Here is an 8,689-nt window from a genome sequence, read left to right on the forward strand (position 1 = left end):
CAAGCATTAACCGAAATGATTCCTGCCTTTAAGAAGGAATTTATCCCTGAGTTCAAAGGAATACTCCGTACATTACTAAAGAAACCCAAAACTAGAAAATCAGTCGGTGTGATTGAAGGCAGTATTGGAAAGCGCTGTGCGTCGTCTCACGCTCTTGGACAATTGGCTAAAGTACTAAAATAAAGAGATTTTAAGGCTGTTTACTGAGGGAGAAAGGCTCGCAGAGCCCATCTCCCTCAGTAAACAGCGAAAAACAATAAAAGGAAAAAGCGATTCTAGAGATTTCCTACAACAACTTGACACACACGATTTCTAGAAGATTCTTTCTTAAGTATGCTAAAAAATGGTATAGTAAAAAGGATGAAACATTAGTATATGCATGAAAAGGTGAGAAGATGTCAGTAGGAATGGTGCTGGAAGGTGGGGGCATGAGAGGCCTCTATACAGCAGGTGTGCTGGACACACTAATGAATGAAAAAATAAAAGTGAACGGTATGGTGACCGTATCAGCCGGGGCCTTGTTCGGAATCAACTATGCTTCAGGACAGCACGGCAGAGCACTCAGGTACAACAAGACCTATCTAAAAGACAAACGCTACATGGGCATGAGGCATCTGCTCAGAACAGGTGACATCATCAATAAGGAGTTTGCCTATTATACTGTTCCTTATTCACTGGATGTCTTTGATGAACAGAGCTTCAAAAAGTCTGAGATCGATTTTTATGCCACTGTAACTAATATGGAAACTGGAAAGGCAGAATACAAGCAGATCACTGATCCATTCAGTCAGATGGAAACTCTTAGAGCATCAGGGTCTATGCCTTTTGTATCAAAACCTGTGGACCTGGAAGGAACCCCTTATCTGGATGGAGGCGTAGCCGACAGTATCCCGTATCAGAAAGCTAGTGAACTGGGTTATGACAAAAAGATCGTTATTCTCACACGACCGCTTGATTACAGGAAAACGAAGCCAAATAATTTCTTAATCGATAAGTGGTATAAAAAGTACCCTCAATTTAAAGAAACGTTGAAGCAGCGCTACCGCAATTATAACGAGACCGTAGAAAAGATTATAGAGGACGGTCAGTCAAAAGAATCCTTCGTCATTCGCCCATCTGTAACGATTCCGATCAAGCGTCTGGAACGTGATCCTGACAAGCTTCAGATGATGTATGACCTGGGTGTAAAAGATACTACAGCACGACTGGATGAACTTAAACACTATATCCATGCTTAAAAGGAGCGTATCATGTCTGAACTGACTGAACTGATTGAAGAAAAACCCTGGGTTAGAGAATACCTGTATTTCAACCCGGATTTTAAAAAAGATGGTCCTCTATTCGAAGAGGAATTAAGTAAGTTCAAGCAATTTATCAGCGCCATGGAAGAAACGAGAGAAAACAGTCATGAAATTCTCGGCAATTTGAACCTTCCCGATCACAAAGAAATCATTGAACTTCTCGCTGTTTTCAAAGTCATGACCCATTCCGAAGTCATAACAGTCCAGCAGAGAGACAGCTTTTTTGATATATTAAGCGCCTTTATCAAAATTGAAAAGAGCAGGGGACGTACATTGGATGATATCTTCGAAGATAGAGATGCCATCGCCTTATCACGCCTGTATCAGGTGACTGACAAGAACTGGGCGGAAAAGTACATGACGTGGATCCTTTATGAGCTTGGTGCCATTACTAAGGAAAAAGGCCCCGATGTATTCGGAGCCAACGCAAGTGCCTTTCAGACCTATGATTTTTTGAAACAGGCCTCTGATGGCAACTGGCGTCCTCAGAAGTATTATTCTGATAAATAACAGTAAACTTAACCTGGAAAGAAGGACCTAATATGTGGACTTATCTGTTCATGGGCATTCTCCTGCTGATCATTGGCTTCGCCGTTCATGTTCTGAAATGGGATATGCTGATTGCAGGATATAATACGATGCCTAAAGAAAAAAAGAAAAAGGTAGATACTGACGGTCTCAGCCGCTTTCTAGGAATCTACGCCTATATTAGCGGGGGAGCGTTTCTGCTTATGGCTCTAGTGGAATTCTTAGGCATCAGCATCCCTCCGACACCGGTCACGATCGTCTTTCTAATTTGGACAGTCATCGTCCTGATCATCGCTCAAAGGTATGATGGAAATACGACACGGGGGAAAGAATATAATGAACGAAACAACAAAACACGTTAGAGATCAGGCAGCATCATCTAGAATCGATCTGATCGAAGCATCCATGACTCTCGAATCCATGGGACTGGATTTCGAGGTCATCTTTGCAGAAGATACAACCGGACAGGAATGGGTCTGCAGAATTCCAAGGCGAAAAGACGTCTACGATAAAATCATGGAAGAAAAGAGAATCCTTGATTTCATCAGTAGTAAGCAGTCGACGTTTGAAGTCCCCGTTTGGCAATTAGTGTCTGATGACCTGATTTTATATAAAAAACTGACTGGTAAGCCTGCCGTCACAACTGACCCAGAAACTCAGGAACCGAAGTGGGTATTTGACCCGGAAGCTGTGCCTGAAGGATACATCACCTCACTAGGTCAGAGTCTTGCTGCCTTGCATAATCTGCCGCTGGATGAAGCGAGTGAAGCAGGAGTGAACGTCTATTCTGCCGAAGAGGTAAAGAATACGTTGAAGACACGGATGAACAAGATCAAAAAGAGCTACACTGTTGCGGACAAGCTCTGGGAGAGATGGCAGACTTGGGTAAATGATAAGACTTACTGGCCGGAACACACAGTTATGGTTCACGGAGACTTATTCCCAGGACACACTCTTGTCGGTGACGACAATCGGGTCACTGGCATCATCGACTGGACTGAAGCGGAAGGTTCTGATCCGTCGATCGATTTTTCAGCTATCTATATGTTGTTTGGTGAAGAAGGTTTGGACAAGCTGATTGAAGCTTACAGAGCAGCCGGTGGACGGACCTGGCCCAAGATGAAAGAGCACACAATCCAACGCCTTTCTATTCAAGCCATAACCATTGCCGAGTTTGCCGAATCATCTGGTCTGGAAGACTACCGCAAGATGGCAGAAGATATGCTGAAAGGTAACTGATTTCAGAAGACTAATAGAACCCCTTCATCAGGTCCAGTCTTTCCTGATGGAGGGGTTCTATAATCTATTTAATGAATCAAGTCAGCTCATTAGTTCGGACTCCTTGATAAATGTACTGATTTTATCGTTAAGCTTCTTATAAAAGGATAATCTGACTTTTGAGCAGGCTTCAAGTTCTTTATAAAAGGCAGCCATGACAGTACCAGGGTTTTTGCCTACTGCTTCCATAATCATGAGCAGGGTACACTGACTGATAACTTCTTTCAGTAAGGAAGCATGATTTGAATCTGACGCCGATTTTGTATTGACCGAGTAAATGTACGCTATGAGCTGACGGATGTCATCATCTGCTCTTTCATTTAATTTGAGCCTGGAAAAAAGGGTCTGATTGCCTTGCTCTGCATCTTCATCTTTATCCTGCAGATCATCCAGAAGCTGAAGAAAAGCACCGTACTGGTAGCTGAACAGCATCTCATCATAACTCAGTGACCCTCTTACAAGAAAAGCATCAGCCAATACTGACGTTCCTCCCTTGTAGAAACTGATTTTCAGCAGGTCCTCTTTAGTTAGTTCATCTTCGCCGCATTGCCTCATACTGTCGATTTGGGCTGCTTGAATAAGCAGAATACTTTCACAGACCTCTGGATACTTGACAGGCGGGAAGGCTGCGTAAATGTCTCCGACTAACTCGAACATCCGAGTTTCTTTAACACTTGTTCCTTCAACAGATTCTCCTGACAAGACAAGCTTGAGTCTATCATTAAACGCTTCTTTTATATCACCGCTCACATCAGGATCATCCAGAAAATTATCAGTGTACGGGTAGAGCATGCTGTAGGCGTACATAGGGGAGGTGAGGGTGAGAGGCTGATCCCACAGAAGCTGAAGACTATTCATGATCCAGACATTTCTAAGTGCCTGGAAAATCTCTTCATTTTTCAGATTCGGATCTTCTTTTTTCGCTCGCTCGATAAAATGTTCTGCCACATCCATATAGCCTTGAGACATAAAGTAAGTCAGGAATGGCCGATCAAAGAGGAGACGTTTCTCATCGATCTCTTTAAGCGTTTCAGTAACTAACTGCTTAACTCGACTGACGGTGTCTGAATGCTTATCATCCATATCCTCAGCATAACCCGCCAGCTCCGACATGTGAGGATCCAAGTCATCTATCAAATCTGTCAGTAATTTCTCCAGACGTTTTTCGTTCCAGAGCTTTTTCCATAAGGGAACTTTTGTTAGCTGGTCAGCAGGGAAGAGGGAGGCTTCAGCGAATCCTTCTAGAGAGTCGCTTAAAAGTCGGTCGGCTTCAAGGTTATGTAACCCAGTATGCTTCATCATTTTCTCACGTCCATTTCTTATATTAGATTACCAAGTGCTTGTATAAAGTATATTTCAGATTAATAGAATGATAGTTAAGAATTTACGTAGAAGAATCCATTAGTTCAAAATTTATAATTATGCTTACCAGGTCTTCCTGCTAGTTTCCAGTGATTCCTTGAATCTTTGTAGAAAGGCTTCTTCACCGATATTGTTCAGTTTGAATGCTATTGCCTGGCTGCCACCAGAAGGAATCGCAACAAGTTGAATCATTCCATCAATTTTAGTAACCATCACACTCAATGACACTCTGCTAGAACCGGCAATACTATAACGTTCAAAGACCATCAAGGTGCTGGTGTTTCCGAATTGATGGCCGTCTTCATAGTTTGTAGTCGCGCTGATGTCCTGCGCCAAATCACGAACAGTAGTTACAAACTTATCAAAATCTCCAGTTGTTTCGTATATATATTTAGCCATTATCCATCCCACTTTCCAATCATTTGAATTTAAAGTAATCTTACCATTAATAGATGGAAAAGAAATCATTCTTTAGACTCATTTGTATAAGGATTAACTAATACTCTTTGGATCTTTAAGCTACTATGATATTATGTTTGTATAATTTATTTTTAACAATCGTTTGTACTATCCATACAATTTAAGAGAGGATACGTCTTATGCAAAAGAATATAAGAGACCGTTCCACTACAAAGACAGTGCTAAAACTATTAGAATATACTGGCACATCGACATGACTAGACAGCCATTCAGCTCATGGATGACGATCAGTGAAAACAGGGAGGCAGAATAAGAATGAGCCAACTACAACATTACGTAGACAAGTCAAACGAATTGACCCGGAGCATCTATGAATCCTATGAAAAGCAGCACGCGATAATAGACTTCAATCATTTCACTGACGTATTTTTGAAGAGAGACAGTGCCGTGCCTTTTCTAAAAGAATTCTCAGACTTTGTAAATACATACTATAGTTTACGTCTTTTTATGTTTGAGACTTTTCAAGACTATCTTAAAACTGAAGGCAAAGTCATTAACCTAATTAAGTCTTCTGTTGATGTTCAGCTTTTCAAAAAGGATATTAGAGCGCTGAATAAGGAAAATGATTTTCCTCTATTTCTTCATTGTCTTGTTGACGAAGGCGGTTTGGAATATATGAACGAGTACGAGGCATTGTTGCACGTGAGTGTGATTTCAGAGAGTCTGAAAAATATTAACAGTAACGCATAGATCAATAGTTGATTGCTGCCCTTCTATTTCAGCAGGAGAGGCGAGTGGGGGGGCTATATAGAGCTTCTTTATATTCTGTGTACATACTTTGAGCCTGCTACAAGACGGATCGATCCTATGAAAATAGTCTTAAGCGTTGATTTAATAGTCTAAATACTAGACTGGTTTCATTTAATTCAGCATATAATTATCTGGAATTTTATTAGTGCTTGTATTAGCAGCAAGAAAAATCCATATTATTTATCTTATATAAGTCTCGATTTAATGCGTATTTGGATGACTTTTAGCTTTGAGGATTAAACTAATAGTTAAAACTAAGCTTTGCATGAAAAATCAGATTATAATTTAATCGTTTGACTTGATAAAAATCAGTCGATTTTTACTGCTGCTTAAAAACAATTTAAGTGATGAAATCTGCGAATTAGACAGTAATTTGACTTAAAATTATCAGCAAGCCATGAACACATATAAATCAAATTAAACTTGATGACTATAAGAATAAAAGATATAAAGACTTAGATATAACTCGCTACAGGATGATTTATAAGCGTTTCAGCCACAGTAAGTTTATAACTGTACGAACCGAGATCTGAGAGCTACTTAAAACTAAGAAAAATAATTAAACAATAGAATAATGCAGAGTTAATTCGCAGCAAGATAAAAATAAGGAAAAATCCATCGAAAAACAGTGGATTTTACTGAAAAATTGATGTGTCTTGTCTGAAACTGCTTTTTCTTTATTTTAGTTTACATAATATATATTATACAAAGTAGATTATTTAGAATATAGGGTCCCTCGTTTAAATTTAGATTGATTTTGAACCTCACGCGTTTTAATCAATTATTGTTTTAAATTGATTTGAATTTAAGTGACATTTAACTGATTTCTCCATTTCATCTACTCACTTAGTGTTTCGATCAATATTAAGTTTCTAAAAATAAAACCAGCCGTCAGCAACCTTTGCGCTGATCAGCTGGTTCTATTTATTGGACTCTTAATGGTACGCGTTTTTCTGGCGCTGGAAATGCTTCGTTTAGCAGATTTAATTCTTCATTAGTCAAATCGATATCCAGAGCTTTTCTGTTCTGAAGCACATGTTCTGATGACCCGGCTTTAGGAATGGCTGTCATCTGCTCCTGATGCATGACAAATGCCAGCAGCAGCTGAACAATTGAAATCCCCTTATTTTCTACAATATTGTTGATGATTGGACTGTTATAGACTTTTTCCTTCAGATCCGGCTCCTGACCGATGATTGGACAATAAGCCATGATGGGAATATTGTTTTCCTTCATATAGTCATGTAAAACGACTTCGATGCCTCTTGAAGCTAAATGATATAGTACCTGATTGGTTTGACAATTTTCACCGTTTCTTAGAGATAACAGCTCCTGCATATCTTCAAGATCAAAGTTTGATACGCCCCAGTCCCTTATTTTACCCTGACGCTTCAGTTCTTCGAAGCAGTCGACTGTTTCCTGCAGCGGAATATTGCCTGGCCAGTGCAGTAAGTACAAATCAAGTTCATCAACACCCATGCGTTGAAGTGTCTTTTCGCAGGAGTCGAACATGCGTTCTTCACCCGCATTTGTTGGATACACCTTGGATACTAAAAACAGGTCGTCTCGGTCCACATTTTTGATTGCGTCGCCGACCACTTCTTCAGCTTTACCTTCAGCATACATTTCGGCTGTATCGATCAATGTCAGTCCGTTATCGATCCCGGTACGCAATGCATCAATTTCATCATACCGCTTGTTTTCATCTTCTCCCATCCGCCAGGTTCCTTGTCCGAGCTTAAGGACTTCACGGCCATTTGGAAATGTGATTGTTTTAGACATTCTTTCTTCCCCTTTCATTTCCTTAATCATTTCCAGTTTACCAGTTTTCTGACGGCTGCTGAAATGATAGCTATTAAAGTCTTAACAGGATTACTGCATGCTGTTTAATGTACTGAAAAAGTCAATGAAAACCATCACTGAATAAGTAGCAAAATCCTGTGCCGTCTCCAGGAAAGGCACGGTAGCGTACTGAACGATTGCTTCACCCATTGTGATGAAGTAAAACGTGGTCACTGACCCTTCATCCTCTGTCGATCCCGTCAGATCACCTAAAGTGTAAGCTGAAGTAATGTGTTTATAGTCGATCCAGGACTGATAGCCGGCCTCATTAGTACACTTTTTTTTATCAATCAACGAGTTGAAAGCGGTCACATTAAGTGGCATATTTTGGGTGTCCGAAAGCTCATCTTTTGAATCAACGGCCGTATCTTCAGTATTTATCTCCTCGGATGAATCACTTTCGTTGTCGGTTATTTCTGGATCCTCTACCCGATCTGATTCGGAAAATGACTCGGATTTTATCATTATAGTTAAGTAGAAGGTCCACAGAATAAATTAATCCTTTTGATGAACAAAATAGGCAGATTAACTGAGAAAACATGCCTATGAAACTAATGTTTTTTGATTGCACCGGAACTCAATAGGGTCTTCCTTCTGAGTACACCAGCAATCGTGATTGCACCGGAACTCGGTAGGGTTTGCCATTTGAGTACCCTAGCTATCGCGATTGCACCAGAACTCGGTAGGGTTTGCCATTTGAGTAGCCTAGCTATATCGATTGCACCAGAACTCGGTACACATTTCTGTCTGAGTACCGTAGCTATAACAAAAACCCTGAAAATGAGCTCACCCTCTAAATTAATCGAGTAGGAGACTAGTCATTAATTGACTAGTCGACCTCTCACACCACCGTACGTACGGTTCTCGTATACGGCGGTTCAATAACTTGAATATCTCTAGCGTTCATACAGTAGTATTAAATCTTTTAATCTCCACTGTTCGAGCTTCTTATTTGTTATGGCACGATGTAAAGTTTTACTTCGCGCGAGCCTCCAGTAAGCCTTTCGGCTACCAGCCATTTTGAGTGCATCATCGTGTTCTATCCCCAGTTGTTTTAATTTTCTATATCGAGTGGATACTTTCTTCCATCTCTTCCAAATCAATTGTCTTAGCCGATGATTCAACCACGATTTAATTTCAATCATAAA

Annotated in this window: 10 protein-coding genes; 6 read left to right on the forward strand and 4 right to left on the reverse strand. The window is 40.3% G+C overall.

Annotated elements, in window-relative coordinates:
* The 5 genes from BLR76_RS11905 to BLR76_RS10330 all read left to right on the forward strand — a co-directional run.
* On the forward strand, positions 1-183 hold a 183-nt coding region (locus tag BLR76_RS11905; protein WP_176759695.1), incomplete at its 5' end, for a hypothetical protein.
* Positions 184-395: 212 nt separating this feature from the next.
* On the forward strand, positions 396-1,238 hold the full coding sequence (locus BLR76_RS10315; protein WP_091268697.1) for a patatin-like phospholipase family protein: 843 nt from the start codon (positions 396-398) through the stop codon (positions 1,236-1,238).
* 12 nt (positions 1,239-1,250) lie between these two features.
* Complete coding sequence (locus BLR76_RS10320) at positions 1,251-1,811, forward strand: hypothetical protein (RefSeq protein WP_091268699.1); 561 nt, start codon at positions 1,251-1,253, stop codon at positions 1,809-1,811.
* Positions 1,812-1,843: 32 nt separating this feature from the next.
* Positions 1,844-2,191, forward strand: a complete 348-nt coding sequence (locus BLR76_RS10325) for a DUF3784 domain-containing protein (RefSeq protein ID WP_091268700.1) — start codon at positions 1,844-1,846, stop codon at positions 2,189-2,191.
* Positions 2,166-3,068: a macrolide 2'-phosphotransferase gene (locus BLR76_RS10330; protein ID WP_176759696.1), complete on the forward strand. Its 903-nt coding sequence runs from the start codon at positions 2,166-2,168 to the stop codon at positions 3,066-3,068. The genes BLR76_RS10325 and BLR76_RS10330 overlap by 26 nt, the downstream gene beginning before the upstream one ends.
* Positions 3,069-3,149: 81 nt before the next feature.
* Here BLR76_RS10330 and BLR76_RS10335 read toward each other — a convergent pair whose 3' ends face one another.
* A complete protein-coding gene (locus BLR76_RS10335) occupies positions 3,150-4,409 on the reverse strand; it encodes a hypothetical protein (protein WP_091268703.1) in 1,260 nt (419 codons plus the stop codon).
* Between the two features lie 123 nt (positions 4,410-4,532).
* Positions 4,533-4,868, reverse strand: coding sequence for a DUF6054 family protein (locus BLR76_RS10340; RefSeq protein WP_143009245.1), 336 nt, complete (start codon positions 4,866-4,868; stop codon positions 4,533-4,535).
* Positions 4,869-5,204: 336 nt separating this feature from the next.
* On the opposite strand from BLR76_RS10340, the gene BLR76_RS10345 reads away from it, so the two are divergent.
* Entirely contained in the window at positions 5,205-5,639 is a 435-nt protein-coding gene (locus BLR76_RS10345; protein ID WP_091268707.1) for a hypothetical protein, read from the forward strand.
* A 984-nt stretch (positions 5,640-6,623) separates the two neighbouring features.
* On the opposite strand, the gene BLR76_RS10350 is transcribed toward BLR76_RS10345, so the two are convergent.
* On the reverse strand, positions 6,624-7,481 hold the full coding sequence (locus BLR76_RS10350; RefSeq protein ID WP_091268709.1) for an aldo/keto reductase: 858 nt from the start codon (positions 7,479-7,481) through the stop codon (positions 6,624-6,626).
* 90 nt (positions 7,482-7,571) lie between these two features.
* Positions 7,572-8,006, reverse strand: coding sequence for a hypothetical protein (locus tag BLR76_RS10355; RefSeq protein ID WP_091268711.1), 435 nt, complete (start codon positions 8,004-8,006; stop codon positions 7,572-7,574).
* Between the last annotated feature and the right edge of the window lie 683 nt (positions 8,007-8,689).

Origin of the sequence: Alkalibacterium thalassium (assembly GCF_900101165.1) — a bacterium.
Taxonomy (GTDB): domain Bacteria; phylum Bacillota; class Bacilli; order Lactobacillales; family Carnobacteriaceae_A; genus Alkalibacterium; species Alkalibacterium indicireducens.